The organism is Leucobacter salsicius M1-8 (assembly GCF_000350525.1).
Taxonomy (GTDB): domain Bacteria; phylum Actinomycetota; class Actinomycetes; order Actinomycetales; family Microbacteriaceae; genus Leucobacter; species Leucobacter salsicius.
Genome location: NZ_AOCN01000026.1, coordinates 58306 through 74924 on the forward strand (window position 1 = coordinate 58306; position 16619 = coordinate 74924).

Genomic DNA, 16619 nt, shown 5'->3' on the forward strand with positions numbered 1-16619 from the left:
CAGTGTCGCACCAGCAACTCGCTGTGATGGGGGACCCCATCGCACACTCAAAATCGCCTCTGATTCACCGAGCCGCGTACCGCGAGCTCGGGCTGGATTGGCGGTATCGCGCGATCCGGTGCGGGGAGGCGCCCCTCGCGGCGTTCCTCGCGGGCCGCGGGCGCGAGTGGCGGGGGCTGTCGCTCACGATGCCGCTGAAGGACGAGGCCTACCGCCTCGCCCACACGCTTGACGGGACCGCCCGCGAGAGTGGCGTGGTCAACACGCTGCTGCGGCTTGAGGGATCCGACGCGCCGCGGTGGGCTGGATTCAACACCGACGTGGCCGGGCTCGCCCGCGCCATCGCGCGCGCAGGGCTCGACGCGACCCGCACGATCGTGCTGGGCGCGGGCGCGACCGCCGGCTCGGCGATCCTCGCCGCACGACACCTCGGGGCGACTCAGGTCACGGTGATGGCGCGCCGGATCGAGGCCGCGCAGGCTTTGGCCGAGCGTTTCGACGGCACGCAGGGGCCCGCGGGCACCGTATCGGTGCGGGCGGCGGCACTCGCTTCGACACCGGGATCAGTAGCACTTGATTCGACCCTCGTGATTTCGACCCTGCCCGGCCACGGCGTCGACTGGGACGCGCTCGCGGTGCCCGCCGGCAGTGCGCCACTGTTTGACGTCGCTTACAACCCCTGGCCCTCGGCAGCCGCACGCGTGTGGAGCTCGGCCGGAGGCGCCGCACACAGCGGCATCGACATGCTGGTGGAACAGGCCCTGATACAGGTGCGGATCTTCACGCAGGGCGATCCGGAGACCCCGCTTCCTGACGAGGCGCGCGTACTCGCAGCCATGCGAGCCTCCGCGGCCTGACCTTCGCGCCGCGCGAGGTACATCGGGGCCCTCCAAATATGGGAGGATGGTGGGTATGCTGCGTTGGCTCACTGCCGGAGAATCTCACGGCCCAGAATTGATCGCTGTCCTCGAGGGACTGCCCGCGGGCGTGCCCGTTTCGCTTGATGAGATCCGTGCTGATCTCGTCAGGCGCAAGCTTGGCTATGGCCGCGGCTCACGTATGAAGTTCGAACAGGACGAATTGAACCTGTCGGGCGGCGTCGTGCAGGGTGTCTCGATTGGAGGCCCCGTCGCCATTCGTATCGGTAACACCGAGTGGCCCAAGTGGACCGAGGTGATGAGCCCCGAGAAGACCGAGCTCTCTGAGAAGAGCCGCGGTCGCGGTGCCCCACTGACGCGTCCCCGCCCCGGTCACGCCGACCTGGTGGGTATGCAGAAGTATGGCTTTGACGAGGCACGCCCCGTGCTCGAGCGTGCAAGCGCCCGTGAGACTGCGGCACGCGTCGCGCTGGGCGCCGTCGCCCGCGCATTCCTCGCCGAGCTGGGCATCACCCTCGTGAGTCACACCGTGTCGCTCGGTGACGTAGTCGTGCCTGCAGGATCGCCGCTGCCTCGTGCCAGCGACGTCGACGCACTCGACGCCGACCCGATGCGCTGCTTCGATGCGGCCACCAGTGCGCGCATGGTGACCGAGATTGACGACACCAAGAAGTCGGGTGACACCATCGGCGGCATCGTCGAGGTGCTCGCTTACGGCCTGCCGCCCGGGTTGGGCTCGTACGTACATTGGGACCGTCGTCTCGATTCGAGACTCGCTGGTGCCCTCATGGGGATCCAGGCGATTAAGGCGGTCGAGGTCGGCGATGGTTTCGAAACCACCCGTCGACGCGGTTCGGTGGCTCACGACGAGCTGCACATTGAGAACGGCCAGATCGCCCGCGAGACGGGCCGCGCAGGCGGCATCGAGGGCGGTATGACGACCGGTCAGGTGCTGCGCGTGCGCGCGGGCATGAAGCCGATCGCTACGGTGCCCCACGCACTGCCCACCATCGACACTGAAACGGGCGAAGAGGCGAAGGCACACCACCAGCGCAGCGACGTTTCGGCGGTGCCCGCGGCCGGTGTCGTGGCCGAGGCAATGGTGGCCCTCATTCTTGCCGACGCGGTTTCCGAGAAGTTCGGCGGCGATAGCGTAACCGAGACTCGACGCAACCTTGAGTCGTACGTTGCGGCAATCCCCGAGCGGCTTGCGACCGTCATCGAATCGTGAACGCGTCACGGCGAGCCTCGCGCACCGCGGGCCCGCCCACTCACAAGCCAAAGCCCGCGCCGCCGCGCGCGGCTGAGGCTAGTGAGCCCTCTGCGGTGACCCCGCTCCCTGCTGCTGATCAGCCGCAGCAGGGAGCCGGCGTGCCCGCTGTGCCCACCGAGGGCACTGAGGCCTCCGCATCCCGCGTGGGTCGCCCGCGGCGGAGACGCCGCAAGCGCGCCGCTCCCCGGGTTGCAGAGCGCGTGATCGTGTTTGTCGGCCCCATGGCCGCGGGCAAGACCAGCCTCGGTAAGCGCGTCGCACGCGAACTGGGCGTGCCCTTTGTTGATAGCGACGCGGTGTTCGTGCGCTCGCACGGGCCGATTACCGAGTTCTTCGCCAACTACGGAGAGCCCGAGTTTCGGCGCATTGAGGCCGAGGTGATCGCGCGCGAGCTGTCGACCGGGAGCGGGAAGGTCCTTGCCCTGGGCGGGGGGGCCGTGCTCACCGAGTCGACCCGGGAGCTTCTCGCCGCGCATCCGGTCGTGCTGCTCATGACCACGCAGGAGGCGGTGCTGCGCACCGCCAACCTGTCCCGTCGGCCGCTCCTGCGCGACGACCCCAACGCTTGGGGTCGCATTCTCAAGGAACGCAAGCCGCTCTACGACGAGGTCTCAGATGTGACTTTTCGCACCGATCGTGCCACCAAGGAGCAGCTCGCCAGGCGCGTCGCCAACTGGGCGCGCACCTATCGTGGTCGGCGCTAACGGGCTTTTCGAGCGGCACTTGTTTTCCCATCTTTCCCTTCCTCTTACTGCACAGAACGGGGTTCCCCTATGAACCAGGACATCACCGAGATTCAGGTCACCGGCGAGACGAGTTACACCGTCACGGTGGGCCGCGGTGTGCTCGAACGTGTGCCCGAGGCACTCGGCGATCGCGTTTCGAAGATCCTTATTGTGCACACGCCCACCGTGGGTCGCGTGGCGTCAGAGCTGCGCGATGCGCTCGGCGCCCGCTATGACCAGGTGCTGCTTGCCGAGGTGCCCGACGCCGAGTCGGCGAAGCGCATCGAGGTCGCCGCATTCTGCTGGCAGATCATGGGCCAGGCCGACTTCACCCGCACCGACGCCGTCATCGGCCTTGGTGGCGGTGCGGTGACCGACCTCGCTGGCTTTGTGGCGGCCACTTGGCTGCGCGGCGTGCGCCTCATCAACATTCCGACGAGTGTGCTCGGGATGGTCGACGCGGCGGTGGGCGGCAAGACCGGCCTCAACACCGCCGAGGGCAAGAACCTCGTAGGTGCCTTCTACGCACCCGCTGCGGTGATCTGCGATCTTGACCTGCTCGCGACGCTGCCGCGCAACGAGCTGCTCGCGGGCTTCGCCGAGGTCGCAAAGTGCGGTTTCATCGCCGAGCCCGAGATCCTCGATCTGATCGAGGCCAACGTCGCCGTCGCTACTGACCCGTCGACCCCCGAGTTCAAGCGCCTCATCGAGCTGGCCATCGGGGTCAAGGTGCGCGTGGTCTCCGAGGACTTCAAGGAGGGCGGCCTGCGCGAGATCCTGAATTACGGCCACACCCTGGGCCACGCGATCGAGCACGCCGAGCGCTACCAGTGGCGCCACGGCGTCGCGATCTCCATCGGCATGATGTACGCGGCTGAGTTGGGTCGCCTAGCCGGTGCGCTCTCAGACGAGGCTGTGGACCGTCACCGCCGCGTGCTGACACTGCTGACGCTGCCGCTCAACTACCCCGGAGGTCGCTGGCAGAGCCTGCTCGCAGCGATGCAGCGAGACAAGAAAGCTCGGGCAGGCATGCTGCGCTTCATCGTGCTCGACGAGATCGGCAAGCCCCGCGTGCTTGCGGGCGTCGACGAGTCGATGCTGCAGTTCGCCTACCAGGAGATCGCGAACTAGCATCAGCTCATGACTGACGCAACACACGGCAGCCCAGCGGCGACAGAACTGACTCTCGTGAGTTCCTGCCTCGCGGGGCTGCCGTGTCGCTACGACGGCCGGGCTAAGCCCGATGCCGAGATCGTGCGTGCGGTGCGTGAGGGGCGGGCGGGGCCCGCCTGCGCCGAACAGCTCGGCGGGTTACCGACGCCCCGCCCCGCTGCCGAAATCGTGGGCGGTGACGGGCACGATGTGCTCGCTGGCCGGGCCCGCGTGCTTGGCTTGGACGGTGAGGATTTCACGTCGGAGTTTGTGGCGGGCGCCCGCAAGGTGGCCGAGATCGTCGCCGAGCGCGGGATCACGAGCGCGACGTTGCAGGCGCGGAGCCCTTCCTGCGGGGCCGCGCAGGTCTACGACGGCACGCACACGGGGCAGCTCATCCAGGGTGATGGCGTACTCGCCGCGCTGCTCCGGGCTCAGGGCCTCGAGATCGAGACGATCCGGGGCGCATCAGGGGTCTAGCCGCCGACCCTACCGCCCGCGGCGCCGGTACAGCAGCGTCGCGACCGCAAACGCCGCTACGAGGATGCCCGCGCACCAGGCGAGCGCGACCCAGATTTCATCGTCCACCGTGCCGGAGGTCAGGAGCCCCCGCACGCTGTTGACGATGGGCGTGACCGGCTGGTTTTCGGCGAACCAGCGCACGGGCCCCGGCATCGTATCCGTGGGCACGAACGCCGAGCTGATGAACGGGAGAAAAATCAGCGGGTAGGCGAATGCGCTGGCGCCGTCGATGGTCTTCGCGGTGAGGCCGGGGATCACCGCGAGCCACGTGAGCGCGATGGTGAAGAGCCCGAGGATGCCCGCGACGGCAAGCCACTCAAGCAGGGAAAGCGCTCGACCGGAATCCCATGATCAACGCGACTCCCACGACCACCGTGAGCGCGATCGCGTTGGCGACGAGCGATGTGAGCACGTGCGCCCACAGCACAGCGGAGCGGGCCACGGGCATTGACTGGAATCGCTCGAGAATACCCGACTGCAGGTCGGTGAAGAGTCGAAACGCCGTGTACGAGATGCCCGAGGCGATGGTGATGAGCAGGATGCCGGGTAGCAGGTAGCTGACGTAGGAGCCCTGGTAGCTGCCGGTGTTAATCGCACCTCCCAGCACGTAGACGAACAGCAGTAGCATCGCGACCGGCGTAATCGCGGTCGTGATGATGGTGTCGGGGCTACGGAACACGTGTTTGAGTGAGCGGCCCGTGAGCGTCGCGGTGTCACCCAGAATGTGGTTCGTCATGATGCGTCCTCCTCGTGAGACGTGTCGGTGTGAGGGCTCTTCGTGACCGCCAGGTAGATGTCCTCGAGGGAGGGCTGCTGCTCGACGTACCGCTTCTGGGCCGGGGGCAGCAACCGCTTCAGCTCGGGCAAGGTGCCAGAGGTGATGATGCGGCCGGTGTGCAGGATCGCAATGCGATCGGCCAGGTGTTCCGCCTCGTCGAGGTACTGCGTCGTGAGGAGGACGGTCGTGCCGCGGGCCGACAGCGCCTTGATCGTAGCCCACACGGAGCGCCGGGCCTCGGGGTCGAGGCCCGTAGTGGGCTCGTCAAGGAAGATCACTGGTGGGTCACCAACGAGGCCGAGGGCGATGTCGAGACGGCGCCGCATGCCTCCCGAATAGGTAGCGACCTTGCGGTGGGCGGCCTCGGTAAGGGTGAAGTCTTCGAGCAGCCGGTCGGCCACGTCTCGCGGTTGCGCGAGGTGGCGCAGCCGTGCCATGAGCACGAGGTTCTCGCGCGCCGTCAGGGCGTCGTCGACGGCCGCGAACTGGCCGGTCAAGCTGATCAGGGCGCGCACGCGGGCGGGGGAGTCGGTCACATCGTGCCCCAGCACCTCCGCGGTGCCCGCGTCGGGGGAGGTGAGGGTCGACAGAATACGCACGATCGTGGTCTTCCCCGCGCCGTTTGCACCGAGCAGCGCGAAAATCTCCCCGCGCTGCACGTCGAAGTCCACACCGCGAAGCACTGCGACCTTGCCGAATGATTTTTGTAGACCGACGAGCCTGAGTGCGGGGCCCGCCGTCACCTGCGCGTTCATTGGGGTGGCTCACTTTCATGCCGTTCATTCGCTTCGGCTCGCTCAATGGCGGCCGTGAGGCGGGCACGTTCTTTGCTGATCCAGCGGGCCTCCGCGTAGTTCTCGAGGAAGGTCTCGACGAAATAGTTGAGGTATCGCTCGATCGCGGTAATGGCTTCGACTGAGGGGCCCGGCAGGGCCGCCTTGCGCGCCTGGTAGTGCCGGTACTGCTTCTTCTGTTCGAGAGAGCCCGTGACCTTCTCGATCCAATTGGTAGCCATGGTGTTATTTCCCTTCGTGTACTTCGTCGTAGAGTGCTTCGATGCGGCCCGAGAGGGCGTGCCAGGTGTCCCAGAATTCCGCGAGCTGAGCGCGGCCGAGGTGGTTGAGGCTGTACACCTTGCGGGGAGGGCCCAGCTCTGACGGCACCTTCTTGACGTCGACGAGCCTTCTCTTTTCGATCCGGATCAAGAGCGCGTAGACCGTGCCCTCGGCGATGTCGGTGAAGCCCTGCTCGCGCAACCGTGCGGTGATGTCGTAGCCGTGGGCGGGGCCCGAGCGTAGAATTGCCAGCACGATTCCTTCAAGGGTGCCCTTGAGCATCTCGGTCATTTGCTTACTCATGCCAGGCCTCCCGTGCTACTTAGCGTTGTTGAATACCACTACATAGTAACGCTTAGTACCAACCCGCGCAAGAGTGCTTTGCTCCCTAAAATTGCGCACCAAATCCGGGCGCCCCACAAGCGGGGCGCCCGGCCAGCACGGCAGCGGGGCCTAGCTGATCCGGAACCCCTGGCCCGAAATGATGAGCGCGAGCACCCGGCGGTCCTCGGCGTGCATTACACCCTCGACGAAGCGCGACAGCGCGTGGTCGAGGGTGATGGAGCCGGCGCTCGCGGCGACCTTGTGCAGAATCGCGACGAGGGTGCGGGGCGCGAGTACGGTCTCTTCGAGCCCCGGCCGGCCGTCGATGTCGCGCTCGGTTGAAACGTAGTCACCAAAGCCCTCGCCGTGCGCGCCCGCGAAGACCTGTTGGCTCACGAACGCAGCGCGTGCGGCGCGCGTCAGCTCGTCCGCCGTAATGGTGGGGGGCAGTTCACCCCGCGCGTCGACGACGGAGGCGGCGGCGAGCAGGGCATTCTCGCGCGGAAACTCGTCGTAGCGGCGACCCGCGTCGGGGTAGTGCACCCGGTAGCTGCCCGCGCCAAAGCGGTTGACGAGCTCGGCACTCAGGCGGTCGAGCCCGCGGTAGCGGTGCGGGGTCTGTTCGTTGGCGGTCGCGAGAATCGCGAACCCGTGCGCGATCGTGACCGGCAGCCCCGAGTTCTCCTGGACGTGCAACGTGTCGCCGGGGCGCAGCTGCAGGATCCGGTTGAGGCGCTTCAAGAACTCGGCGGGCATTGCGTTCACCTCATCAAGGATCACGGGCCGGCCGTCGATCATCGCCCGCAACAGGGGGCCGGGGGCGAACTGGGTGACGGTCGCGCCGCCCTCGGCACGCAGCTCGTGGGAGCCGATGAGCTGGGCGCTCGTGATGTCGCCGTATCCCGAGACGAGCTCGGGCTCCTCGCCCGTGGCGGAGTGCGCGAGATACTCGGCCAGCGCGGTCTTCGCGCCACCCGTCTCGCCCAACAGCAGCACGGGTTCACCACGCAACACTGCGGGGGTCGCCTCCGCAATGATGCCGCGCATCTGAGCCGTGCGGAGCAGTCCCTCGCGCAACTGAATGCGCGCCTCGCGCAGCCGCAGGGAACCCACCGCCGCGAGCACAGCGTCTCGCTTGGTCGACGAGCCGATCGGGTGGTCAGCACTCGCGGGCGATCCGACCTGGAGGACCAGTGCCTGGCTCGCTCGCTCCGCGGCCTCGCGCAGCTCCGAGGCGCGTGCGCGTTCGCGCGCGGTGAGCTGTCGACTCCCGCGCACCGCGCGTGCGGTGATCCCATCCGCTTGTTCACCCAACTCGCGCGCGCGGAGCTCAGCCCGTCGCAACGTGACGGCCAGCCGCAGCGCGGCGGCGCGCTCGGTCAGGGCGCGGGTCACGATGTCAACGGTGGACTCGTCGCTCAGTAGCTCGTCTCGGCGAGTTTCAAGTGCGGAGAGGTCCGCCTGGTGCTCCACCACGGTGTCGGCGCCCGCCGCTGCCGACTCCATTGCGAGGGCTTGAGCCAGCGCAATTCGCACCGTGCGGGCCTCGTCAGTGACGTGACGCAACTCAGCGAGAACCGGGTGTGAATCAAAGCTCAGCATGCTCGCCACGCTATCACCGGTGCAGGCCCCACCCGCTCAAACTGGCCGATAGTGTGGGATGCATGAGTGGCGAAGCGATGCCCAGCGCCGGCGTAGCAGTGGGGCCGGGAGAGTCCGCCGCGCGCGAGGCGCTGCGCGCGGTCGCGGCGCTCGTGGGCATCCCCGTAACGGTCACGAACGATGACGATTGGCTGCTCGATGAACGGGGCCTGCGCGCGGGGCTCGGTTGGTACGCGCGCCGCGGGCACAGCCCGTCCGAATCCGCCGCCCTCGCACTGCTGCAGCTGTGGGAGGGCGTGCGCGGACCGCGCCTCGCCCCCGAGCGCGCCGCCCGCGCCCGGCTGCTCGCCGTGGCTCGACCCGAACTCTCACCACTGGTGGCTGCGATCGCCCGCGCGCAGGCGGCTGCCGAGGTCATCGCAGCGTTTCCCGGCATGCGGGCGGCGCTCGCGGCGGCCCTGCACCGCGGCCTCCCACGCGACCTCAGCCCGCAGCCACACGGCGACCAGTGGCTCGCTCTCGTGCTCGCCACGGGGTTCGGCGCCCTTACCGAACAGGGATTCACTGGCGTTGACGAGGACGTGCAGTACGAGTGGCTCGGGGCCACCGACTTTGGCGGTGCCGCGGGCCAAGGGGTGCGATGGGTGCTGCGGCCGGATCCGGATCGATCCGCGCTCGAGCGCTTCGAGCGAGCGATTGCCCTGCTCGCGCCCGGATACGAGCGACTGATCGCGGCCGCGGCCCGCGGATTGGGTGCCGATGCGGCCGCTGCCCCGCCCCACGAGGGCGGGGCAGTGAGCGACGATTCAGGCGCTGCCGCGGACGACGCGGAGGCGGGTGGCGAGGGGTCACCCGACGCAGAGGACGCGGGGGAGCAAGGGGCCGCTGCTGCTGAACCCCCGGCCCATGCGAGGCCCGGCGGAGGCGCCGAGGCGGCCGAGGGCGCCGACCTGTTCCAGGCGGAGCAGGCGGGCGAGGTGACGTCATTTCTTGACACCCCGCTGCCCGCAGAGGGCGCGCTCAACGCGGCATTCGCCCCGAGCGACGCCGAGGCGAGCTCGGGGGACTCCAGTGACGTGCGCGCGGGGGCAGGCGGCAGTTTGGCCACTCGGGCCAGCGACTACATGGCGCGCGTGGCATCGCTCGCCTCGAGCATTGAGCACATGCGCGACGTGTGGCACGAGGTGACGGCCGAGCGCGTGGCCCGCGTGGCCTCGTTCGGGAGGCGCCCGGAGGTCGAAGGGGAATCGCTCGACACACGGGCCCTCGCTGACGGGCTTGCCCAAGTGCGTGCCGGGGTCAGCCGCCCCCGCGTCTTTCTGCAGCGAGAACATCGCACGCGTCGCACGCAGCGCAGCGGAAACACCGACTACGTGCTGTTGATCGACCGCTCGGCCTCGATGCAGGGGCGCCCCGCGCGCGCGGCGGCGGACGCCGCGATCGTGATGCTTGAGGGATTGGCCGCCGCCGCACGCGATATTGCCGCGGCCGAGGCAGCGAGCGGCCTCGACCTCGAACTCCAGCTACGCACCGCGCTGATCGTGTTTGATGCGCGGGCACAGGTGGTGAAGCCGCTGTCATCGGGCATGAGCGATGACGTGCGCGCCGACCTGCTCGCTGCGATTCTGACGCCACAGGGCTCGACCAACGACTCGGCCGCCCTCACGGCGGCCACGGAGCAGCTGAGGGGTGGTTCCGAGGCGCTGCAGCGGCGCCGGATCGCGTTTGTGTTGAGTGACGGCGGAACGAACGATGCGGTCGCTGCTGAACACGCCTTGCGCAGGCTCCGGGCCACGGGTGTCACCGTCTTTGGCATCGGCCTGGGGAGCGACGATTTGAGTGAACGCTACGCCCCCCACGGCTCCCGAGTGGACGACCCGGAACTGCTCGCTGAGGTCATCAGCACGCTGATAGCGCGCCATCTGCCCTAGGCGGTTCACGATCGCGAGCGGCCTCCTTCGTGAGATACGGTGAATGCGTGCGACGAATTTGCGGCGCAGCGGTGACGCAGCATGGAAGGCGCGCGACATGAGTGATCAGCAGCACACGACGGAACTTCTACGCAACCTGTTTCCCGATCTCGCACAACAGCTCGATCGCGCCCTTGAACACTCGGGCGCGGTGGATGGCACCGCGGGGTTCGAGGCCAGTCTGGGCGATGCTGTCGGCGTGTTCCAGCAGCGGCACGCGGCGCTGGCCTGGCACGACGTCGCTGACGAAGCGGCACGCGGTGCCGTGCTGGCGTCGTTTGAGGCCGTGCGCGGGGTGCTGCGAGACAGCGGCTTTGCGCTTCCCGCCCCCGAGAGTTTTGCTTCCATCGTGGACCTGGACCTATTTGCCGAGCGTTACAATCCCGGCCTGGCCGTGGTGCCGGCGCCCCATGGACTCGGGCTTGCGGGGTGGCAGCGGCTGTTTGAGCTCGCCGCGGCCAGGCAACCGCATCGCCTCGATGCCCGGGAGCCACTCATCGTTGCGTCCGAGGCCGTGCGCGAGTTCGGTGTGCTCGAAAGCCAGCGCGCTGAACCAGCGGTCACCGGATCCGCTGCGGGAGTGCGGTGGAGCCTGCGACTGGTGCCTGCCGGTCCGGCCCCGGCGCTGTTGGGTTTGAACTATGAGCACGGTCCGCACGTCACGATGCCCGAGATGCTAATGCTCCAGCTCATGCGCATCACAAGCGGAGAGGAACCGCTCGACCAGGCCAGCTTTACCTGGATCGCGGGAGGCCTATCGGGGGGCAAGCTGGCCGCTCGTCACGTCTATGACGCTGCCGACCTTGCGGTGCGGGTGAGCTGCCGTGAGATTGGCAATCAGGGCCCGCACCTTGGTGCACGCGCCCCGATTGAGCTTGTGGGCTAGTCACCGAGCCAAAGTCGGAACCCATTACAGTATGTAATGATTCAGTCTGTAATCGGGCTATCGTCGTGAATTTATTTCCATACGCTGGTGGCGTCATCGCGGGTCGAAGGCAGCCGGCTCGCCTGGCCCCACGCCTGAATGTCTTCGGGGAGCTGCAGCTCCTCCGGAACGGCTCCCGTCTTTTCGATCAGTTCGTCAATCTTCACGACGCCACCCTCGCGGCGGAGGATGCGGGCCCGCACGATGGCGCGGGCGTAGATCTCGGGGCTTCCGGGGTGCGCTGACCGGGCGCCAGCGGGGCGAGTGAAGCGCTGTTCGAGATAGACGGCTTGGTCGTCAAATCCGAGAATGCGAGACTCGATCGCAAACTTCTTCCACGGGTTGAGCGACCGGCGATAGGTGATGGTTTGGGCGACGACGACCGGGTACCACCGCTCGCGCGTAAACAGGTCCCAGGTGCCGTTGCGCTTGATGAGATCGAAGCGCGCCACATCCATGATCGACAGGTACTTCCCGTTGTTCATGTGCCCCAACATGTCAGTGTCCGTGGGCCAGACCCGAAACTGTGACACGCCAACGTCGGCGAACCCCAGCGGGGCCCCCTTCGACGCCACGAACCGGAGATGCCAGAGCGTGCGAAAGATCATGTGCATGGCGTGGAGCCTACTCCGCCCCGCCGATTCGAAGTCGCGTTCACTCGGCGCGTGCGCTTTCCAGGGAATTCTCCCGCGTGGGGCGTATACTTGATCGGCGCTCATTTCGCGCATGTACCTTATAGAATCCGGAGAATTACCGCATGGCATCGTCGAACGACATTAAGAACGGCACCGTTATCAAGGAGGCCGGCCAGCTCTGGAGCGTGGTTGAGTTTCAGCACGTAAAGCCCGGCAAGGGCGGCGCTTTCGTGCGCACCAAGCAGAAGAACGTCGTCTCGGGCAAGATCATCGACAAGACGTACAACGCCGGTGCAAAGATCGAGACGGCCAATGTTGACCGCCGCGATTTCCAGTACCTCTACCAGGACGGCGCTGACTTCGTCTTCATGGATCAGACGGACTACGACCAGATCTCCGTGTCGCCCACCGTGGTCGGCGACGCCTCGAAGTTCATGCTCGAGAACCAGAAGGTGCAGATCGCGCTGCACGACGGCGAGCCCCTTTACGTCGAAATGCCCGCTTCAGTTGTGCTCGAGGTGACCTACACCGAGCCCGGCCTTCAGGGTGACCGCTCCACCGGCGGCACCAAGCCCGCGACGGTTGAGACCGGCGCAGAGATTCAGGTGCCCCTCTTCCTGAACACCGGCACCAAGGTCAAGGTCGACACCCGCACGGGTGAGTACCTCGGCCGCGTGAACGACTAACCCCGGTGTCGGCACGTACCAAGGCGCGCAAGCGCGCCCTTGACATGCTGTTTCAGGCGGATGTGCGCGATGAGCCCGTCGCAATCATCGTTGCCTCGGAGGCCCAGCGGGCCTCTAGTGAGCCCGACCGTGCAGCTTCGTGGCTGTATGCACGGGAGATCGTGGATGGTGTCACCGATCATCTTGACGAGATCGACGAGCTGATTGTGAGCTACTCGCAGGGCTGGACGATCGATCGAATGCCGCACATCGACCGCGCGCTGCTGCGCATCGCGTCGTGGGAGCTTCTCTTTAACGACGAGGTTCCCGCGGCGGTCGCGATCGACGAGGCGATCGAGCTGGCGAAGGAGTATTCCACGGAGGACTCCAGCCGCTTTGTCAACGGTGTACTCGGCAAGATCGCCGACCACGCCAAGTAGGTAGCGCCGGGATCTGCGAGGATCACGACGGCATGCATAAAGGGTCCGCACTCATTGAGTGCGGACCCTTTTGTGTCTCACGCCTTGCAGTGCGTGCCTGAGAAACGGATTCGGGGGAGCAGAGGGGTGTCTCGGCGCATATTGCCCGTGTCATGCGCTATACTTATCTGGTTACAGCTTTTCTTTAAGGACCGTCCCGTGAGGCGGAGAAGGGGGGCTCGAATATGGGTACGCGAACTGTGCTGGAAAGCGCTGACATCTCGCGGGCGCTGACTCGAATCTCGCACGAAATCATTGAGGCCAACAAGGGTGTTGACGGCCTCGTGTTGGTGGGGATTCCCACGCGAGGTAGTCTCCTGGCTCAGCGCATTGCGGCCATCATCTCTCGCATCTCGGGCACCGATATTCCCGCGTGCAGCCTCGACGTCACGATGTACCGTGATGATCTCGCGAGCAAGCCCACGCTGACGCCGCAGCCCACCGATATGCCGGTGGCCGGCATCGACGACGCTACCGTTGTGCTGGTTGACGACGTGCTGTACTCAGGACGCACCGTGCGCGCCGCCCTCGACGCCCTGCGCGATCACGGCCGCCCACGCGCTGTGCGCCTCGCGGCGCTGATCGACCGCGGCCATCGCGAGCTTCCCATCCGCGCCGACTACATCGGCAAGAACCTGCCGAGCGCAAAGCACGAGCGAATCTCGGTACGCCTGACCGAGCACGACGGCGTCGATGAAGTCACCATCTCTTCCGAGGACGAAGCGCACACCCTGGGGGCCACCGCGTGAGGCACTTGCTCGACACCCGCACGCTCAGCCGTGACGATGCGATTCTGATTCTCGACACCGCCGAGGACATGTCCGCGACCCAACAGCGTGAGGTCAAGAAGCTCCCCACGCTGCGCGGCAAGTCAGTCGTCAACCTCTTCTTCGAGGACTCGACCCGCACCCGCATCTCGTTCGAGGCCGCAGCGAAACGCCTCAGCGCCGACGTCATTAACTTCAGCGCCAAGGGCTCCTCGGTATCGAAGGGCGAAAGCCTGAAGGACACCGCACAGACCCTCCAAGCGATCGGCGCTGATGGCGTTGTGATCCGGCACCCCGCCTCGGGAGCGCCCGCGCGCCTCGCGAGCAGCGAGTGGATCGATGCCGGCGTGCTGAACGCCGGTGACGGTACTCACGAGCATCCCACGCAGGCGCTGCTCGACGCGTTCACCATGCGCCGCCGGATTCACGGCGAGGCGAGCCGCGGGCGCGGTCTCGACGGGGTTTCCGTCGTGATCGTGGGCGACATCGCCCATTCGCGCGTGGCCCGCTCGAACCTGTGGTTGCTTGGCACGCTGGGCGCCCGCGTCAGCTTCGTGGCACCCGAAACGCTACTGCCGTTCGGCGCGCGCGGTTGGCCCGTCGAGATCTACCACTCGCTTGACGAAGCCCTGCGCATCGAGCAGCCCGATGTCGTCATGATGCTGCGCATCCAGACGGAGCGGATGCATGCCGCCTTCTTCCCGAACGAACGCGAGTACGCCCGCAATTGGGGCCTCGACAACGCCCGCCTCGCGCGCCTGACGGACACCGCGATCGTGATGCACCCCGGGCCGATGAACCGCGGCCTCGAAATTTCTTCCGCCGCCGCCGATTCCCCGCGCTCGACCGTGCTTGAGCAGGTCGCGAACGGTGTCTCGGTGCGCATGGCTGCCCTATACCTACTTCTATCTGGAGAGCGAGGATCCGCCGCATGAACGCTGCAGCACCCACCAACCCCGACCTGCTGATTCGCGGCGTACGCGTCGCCGCAGAGCTCACCGAGCGCACCGCGGGCGCCGATGTGGCCCTGACCGGGGCCCCGGTTGACCTGCGCATCGTCGACGGCATCATCGCCGAGCGCGGCACGGGCCTCGAGGCACGCGGCGAACGCGAGATCGATGGCGCGGGCCTCGTCGCGATGACCGGTCTCGTCGACCTGCACACCCACCTGCGCGAGCCCGGGTTCGAGCAGTCCGAGACCGTGCTCACCGGATCGCGTGCCGCCGCCGCTGGCGGCTTCACGACCGTCTTCGCGATGGCCAACACGCTCCCCGTGCAGGACACAGCGGGTGTCGTTGAGCAGGTCCAGGCACTGGGCGACGCGGCCGGCTACGCCACCGTGCGCCCCATCGGCGCCGTGACCGAGGACCTCGCAGGCTCCAAGCTTTCCGAGATCGGCGCCATGGCGCAGTCGCGCGCCGCGGTGCGCGTCTTCTCCGACGACGGTAAGTGCGTGCACGACGCGCTGCTGATGCGCCGCGCACTCGAGTACGTCAAGACGTTTGACGGCGTCGTCGCACAGCACGCGCAGGATCCGCGCCTCACCGAGGACGCACAGATGAATGAGGGCGCACTGTCGAGCGAGCTCGGCCTCAAGGGCTGGCCCGCCGTCGCCGAGGAGTCCATCATCGCGCGCGACGTGCTGCTCGCTGAGCACACCGGCTCGCGGCTGCACATCTGCCACCTCTCGACCGCCGGTTCGGTCGAGGTCGTGCGCTGGGCGAAGGCTCGCGGCATCAACGTCACGGCAGAGGTGACACCGCACCACCTGATCCTCACCGAGGATCTCGCACGCAGCTACGACCCCCGCTACAAGGTCAACCCCCCGCTGCGTCGTGAGGAGGACGTGCACGCGCTGCGTCGCGCCGTCGCCGAGGGGGTCATCGACATCGTCGCGACCGACCACGCGCCGCACCCCACCGAGGCCAAGGAATGCGAGTGGGCCGCCGCCGCGTTCGGCATGGTCGGCCTGGAATCGGCGCTGCCGATCGCGCTGCTCACCCTGGTGCGCGAGGGGCACTCAAGCTTCGCCGAGGTTGAGCAGCTGCTGTCGCAGCGCCCCGCCGAGATCGGTCGACTCGAGGGTCATCCCGAGACGCTCGAGGTGGGTCAGCCCGCAGACATCGTGCTGTTCGATCCCGCGGGCTCGAGCGAGTTCGACGTGGCTCGCCTTGAGGGTCTCAGCGTGAACTCGCCCTTCCTCGGCATGGAGCTGCCCGGACGCGTGGCCTACACGGTGCGCCGCGGCTACCTCACCTGCGACGGCGGAGTGCTCGTCGCTCCCGAGACCGTGGCCGAGGCCGCTCGGGCCGCGGGGGCGGTGCAGGCGTGAGCCGCACCGGTTTTGCCATCCTGATGGTGGGGATTGCGGTCGCGATCCTCGCCCTCATGTGGCTGGGTTGGCGCGGCCGCGCGAGGCGCGACTCGGGCATCGTGCTCGCGGCGCAGGTCCTCGCGGGTGCAGCACTCGCCGAGTTCACGGGCGTGCAGTACGTTTCGACCACGCCGCTGGGCCGCCCGCTCGAGCGCGTTGCGATCCCGGGGCTGCGCTACAAGGGACTCGCCGCACTGTCGGTGCGTACCGATGGCGTGGAGATCGCAGTGACGGGCGAGACGCCCGTGACGATCCCCGCTGCAGCCCTGCTGGGCACGTCGCGCGCGAGCGGTCGGGTCGGCAAGGCAGTCGAGTCGGGCGGACTCGCGGTGCTCGAATGGCAGAGCACCGAGGGCCAAGCGTTTGAATCGGGCTTCCGCTTCGCGGCGCCCAGCCAGCAGGCTGAGTTCGAGGCCGCAGTGGCCCAGCTCACCACTTAATCCACCGCACCGGCCGATCAGGCCGCTGCGAATGACTCATCACATTTCACAGATA

General features: G+C 67.3%; 17 protein-coding genes and 2 pseudogenes. 13 read left to right on the plus strand and 6 right to left on the minus strand.

The annotated features are described in order from the left end of the window. The first annotated feature begins 2 nt into the window (after positions 1–2). The 5 genes from C795_RS0112620 (at position 3) to C795_RS0112640 (ending at position 4508) form a co-directional block, all read left to right on the plus strand. Entirely contained in the window at positions 3–857 is an 855-nt protein-coding gene (locus tag C795_RS0112620) for a shikimate dehydrogenase family protein (RefSeq protein ID WP_017794118.1), read from the plus strand. A 55-nt stretch (positions 858–912) separates the two neighbouring features. After that, positions 913–2109 carry a chorismate synthase gene (gene aroC / locus C795_RS0112625; RefSeq protein WP_017794119.1) on the plus strand — a complete coding sequence of 399 codons (1197 nt, stop codon included), beginning with the start codon at positions 913–915 and terminating at the stop codon, positions 2107–2109. Continuing rightward, positions 2106–2855: a shikimate kinase gene (locus tag C795_RS16055; RefSeq protein WP_026139656.1), complete on the plus strand. Its 750-nt coding sequence runs from the start codon at positions 2106–2108 to the stop codon at positions 2853–2855. The genes aroC and C795_RS16055 overlap by 4 nt, the downstream gene beginning before the upstream one ends. 69 nt (positions 2856–2924) lie before the next feature. Continuing rightward, complete coding sequence (gene aroB, locus C795_RS0112635) at positions 2925–4007, plus strand: 3-dehydroquinate synthase (RefSeq protein WP_017794121.1); 1083 nt, start codon at positions 2925–2927, stop codon at positions 4005–4007. 9 nt (positions 4008–4016) lie between these two features. Then, entirely contained in the window at positions 4017–4508 is a 492-nt protein-coding gene (locus C795_RS0112640; RefSeq protein WP_017794122.1) for a DUF523 domain-containing protein, read from the plus strand. A gap of 9 nt (positions 4509–4517) precedes the next feature. On the opposite strand, the pseudogene C795_RS16335 reads toward C795_RS0112640, so the two are convergent. The 5 genes and pseudogenes from C795_RS16335 to C795_RS0112665 all read right to left on the minus strand — a co-directional run bounded on the left by C795_RS16335 (position 4518) and on the right by C795_RS0112665 (position 8309). Continuing rightward, positions 4518–5286: pseudogene (locus tag C795_RS16335) on the minus strand (ABC transporter permease). Beyond that, positions 5283–6083 carry an ABC transporter ATP-binding protein gene (locus tag C795_RS0112650; protein ID WP_017794123.1) on the minus strand — a complete coding sequence of 267 codons (801 nt, stop codon included), beginning with the start codon at positions 6081–6083 and terminating at the stop codon, positions 5283–5285. The pseudogene C795_RS16335 and the gene C795_RS0112650 overlap by 4 nt, the downstream one beginning before the upstream one ends. After that, positions 6080–6343, minus strand: a complete 264-nt coding sequence (locus C795_RS0112655; RefSeq protein WP_017794124.1) for a hypothetical protein — start codon at positions 6341–6343, stop codon at positions 6080–6082. Before C795_RS0112655 ends, C795_RS0112650 begins: the two co-directional genes overlap by 4 nt. 4 nt (positions 6344–6347) lie before the next feature. Further along, complete coding sequence (locus C795_RS0112660) at positions 6348–6686, minus strand: PadR family transcriptional regulator (protein ID WP_026139658.1); 339 nt, start codon at positions 6684–6686, stop codon at positions 6348–6350. A 150-nt stretch (positions 6687–6836) separates the two neighbouring features. Beyond that, positions 6837–8309 (minus strand): AAA family ATPase, encoded by a 1473-nt coding sequence (locus C795_RS0112665; protein WP_033349786.1) that lies wholly within the window; start codon positions 8307–8309, stop codon positions 6837–6839. 62 nt (positions 8310–8371) lie between these two features. Between C795_RS0112665 and C795_RS0112670 the strand changes: the two genes are divergently transcribed. Both C795_RS0112670 and C795_RS0112675 read left to right on the plus strand, forming a co-directional pair. After that, positions 8372–10240, plus strand: coding sequence for a vWA domain-containing protein (locus tag C795_RS0112670; protein WP_157487139.1), 1869 nt, complete (start codon positions 8372–8374; stop codon positions 10238–10240). A gap of 97 nt (positions 10241–10337) precedes the next feature. Further along, a complete protein-coding gene (locus tag C795_RS0112675; RefSeq protein ID WP_017794128.1) occupies positions 10338–11165 on the plus strand; it encodes a hypothetical protein in 828 nt (275 codons plus the stop codon). Positions 11166–11236: 71 nt separating this feature from the next. Here C795_RS0112675 and C795_RS0112680 read toward each other — a convergent pair whose 3' ends face one another. Beyond that, on the minus strand, positions 11237–11818 hold the full coding sequence (locus C795_RS0112680) for a thioesterase family protein (protein ID WP_017794129.1): 582 nt from the start codon (positions 11816–11818) through the stop codon (positions 11237–11239). A gap of 143 nt (positions 11819–11961) precedes the next feature. Between C795_RS0112680 and efp the strand changes: the two genes are divergently transcribed. The 6 genes and pseudogenes from efp to C795_RS16340 all read left to right on the plus strand — a co-directional run bounded on the left by efp (position 11962) and on the right by C795_RS16340 (position 16564). Then, entirely contained in the window at positions 11962–12525 is a 564-nt protein-coding gene (efp, locus tag C795_RS0112685) for an elongation factor P (protein ID WP_017794130.1), read from the plus strand. Positions 12526–12530: 5 nt separating this feature from the next. After that, positions 12531–12944: a transcription antitermination factor NusB gene (nusB, locus tag C795_RS0112690; protein ID WP_017794131.1), complete on the plus strand. Its 414-nt coding sequence runs from the start codon at positions 12531–12533 to the stop codon at positions 12942–12944. A 218-nt stretch (positions 12945–13162) separates the two neighbouring features. Beyond that, a pseudogene (gene pyrR, locus C795_RS0112695) lies at positions 13163–13732 on the plus strand (bifunctional pyr operon transcriptional regulator/uracil phosphoribosyltransferase PyrR); the annotation flags it as partial. Beyond that, positions 13729–14685: an aspartate carbamoyltransferase catalytic subunit gene (locus tag C795_RS0112700; protein ID WP_026139659.1), complete on the plus strand. Its 957-nt coding sequence runs from the start codon at positions 13729–13731 to the stop codon at positions 14683–14685. The pseudogene pyrR and the gene C795_RS0112700, both read left to right, overlap by 4 nt. After that, entirely contained in the window at positions 14682–16082 is a 1401-nt protein-coding gene (locus tag C795_RS0112705) for a dihydroorotase (protein WP_017794134.1), read from the plus strand. The genes C795_RS0112700 and C795_RS0112705 overlap by 4 nt, the downstream gene beginning before the upstream one ends. Next, positions 16079–16564, plus strand: a complete 486-nt coding sequence (locus C795_RS16340) for a PH-like domain-containing protein (RefSeq protein ID WP_017794135.1) — start codon at positions 16079–16081, stop codon at positions 16562–16564. The genes C795_RS0112705 and C795_RS16340 overlap by 4 nt, the downstream gene beginning before the upstream one ends. Positions 16565–16619: the final 55 nt, after the last annotated feature.

Bases quoted from the DNA above. Each gene is read 5' to 3' on its own strand.
- C795_RS0112640 (WP_017794122.1), top strand. From the start codon at position 4,017: ATGACTGACGCAACACACGGCAGCCCAGCGGCGACAGAACTGACTCTC.
- aroB (WP_017794121.1), top strand. From the start codon at position 2,925: ATGAACCAGGACATCACCGAGATTCAGGTCACCGGCGAGACGAGTTAC.
- C795_RS0112650 (WP_017794123.1), bottom strand. From the start codon at position 6,083: ATGAACGCGCAGGTGACGGCGGGCCCCGCACTCAGGCTCGTCGGTCTA.
- C795_RS0112675 (WP_017794128.1), top strand. From the start codon at position 10,338: ATGAGTGATCAGCAGCACACGACGGAACTTCTACGCAACCTGTTTCCC.
- C795_RS0112655 (WP_017794124.1), bottom strand. From the start codon at position 6,343: ATGGCTACCAATTGGATCGAGAAGGTCACGGGCTCTCTCGAACAGAAG.
- efp (WP_017794130.1), top strand. From the start codon at position 11,962: ATGGCATCGTCGAACGACATTAAGAACGGCACCGTTATCAAGGAGGCC.
- C795_RS0112680 (WP_017794129.1), bottom strand. From the start codon at position 11,818: ATGCACATGATCTTTCGCACGCTCTGGCATCTCCGGTTCGTGGCGTCG.
- C795_RS0112705 (WP_017794134.1), top strand. From the start codon at position 14,682: ATGAACGCTGCAGCACCCACCAACCCCGACCTGCTGATTCGCGGCGTA.
- C795_RS0112665 (WP_033349786.1), bottom strand. From the start codon at position 8,309: ATGCTGAGCTTTGATTCACACCCGGTTCTCGCTGAGTTGCGTCACGTC.
- C795_RS0112660 (WP_026139658.1), bottom strand. From the start codon at position 6,686: ATGAGTAAGCAAATGACCGAGATGCTCAAGGGCACCCTTGAAGGAATC.
- aroC (WP_017794119.1), top strand. From the start codon at position 913: ATGCTGCGTTGGCTCACTGCCGGAGAATCTCACGGCCCAGAATTGATC.
- C795_RS0112670 (WP_157487139.1), top strand. From the start codon at position 8,372: ATGAGTGGCGAAGCGATGCCCAGCGCCGGCGTAGCAGTGGGGCCGGGA.